Genomic DNA, 951 nt, shown 5'->3' on the forward strand with positions numbered 1-951 from the left:
AAGAAGTTAAAGAAGTCCGTGTCCCAATCTGGTCAGATAAGAATGGCCAAGACGATCTCACTTGGTATCATGCTGATAAACAATCAGACGGTAGCTATAAGGTTCATGTAGATACAGCCAGCCATAAGGGTGATGCGGGTACTTATTCTGTGCATCTTTACTATATGTTGGATGGTAAGAGAACCTATATCACAGAAACTACAGCTACAGTCCCTCAAATCACTGAAACTCAAGTGACAGGGAAATTGACCAATAACGGTTCTTACTACAGTGTTCGTGGTAAATACGATGATATTATCATTGTCAATAAGAAGCATGGTCTTTCTAAGGACTACAATCCAGGTGAAAACCCAACAGCTAAGGCAGCCTTTGTTCGCCTTCGTGATGATATGATTAATCAAGGGTTGAATGTTGGACGTTCATACAGTGGTTTCCGTTCTTACGATTATCAAAAGACTCTTTACGACAACTACGTAAGCCGTGATGGTCAAGCAGCTGCGGACCGTTACTCAGCTCGTCCTGGGTTCAGCGAACACCAAACTGGTTTGGTCTTTGATTTGACTGATAAATCAGGTAACTTGCTTGAGGATGCACGAGCTAGTCAATGGCTTAAAGACAATGCACATAACTATGGCTTTATCGTGCGTTTCCAAGCAGGTAAAGAAGCTTCAACCGGCTACATGCCAGAAGCGTGGCATATCCGCTATGTGGGTAAAGAAGCTAAAGACATCCACGATTCAGGATTGAGCTTGGAAGAGTACTTTGGTATCGAAGGTGGCGATTATGCTACTAGCAGCAAACCTGCTGAAAGCAAACCAGCCACTACAGGTGCCATCAACCTTCCAGCAACAGGCACTTATACCTTCACAGGTCGTGCGTCAATTAAGGCAGAAGCTAAGGTTTCAAGCCCAGAATTGGCCTACTATGATAAAGGTATGAGCGTTAACTACG

Annotated in this window: 1 protein-coding gene; it reads left to right on the top strand. The window is 43.7% G+C overall.

Annotated elements, in window-relative coordinates:
• A partial coding sequence (gene ldcB / locus AX663_RS05935) for an LD-carboxypeptidase LdcB/DacB (protein WP_197414209.1) occupies positions 1 to 951 on the top strand: 951 nt, incomplete at both ends.

The sequence above is a fragment of the Streptococcus sp. CCH8-H5 genome, assembly GCF_001556505.1.
Taxonomy (GTDB): domain Bacteria; phylum Bacillota; class Bacilli; order Lactobacillales; family Streptococcaceae; genus Streptococcus.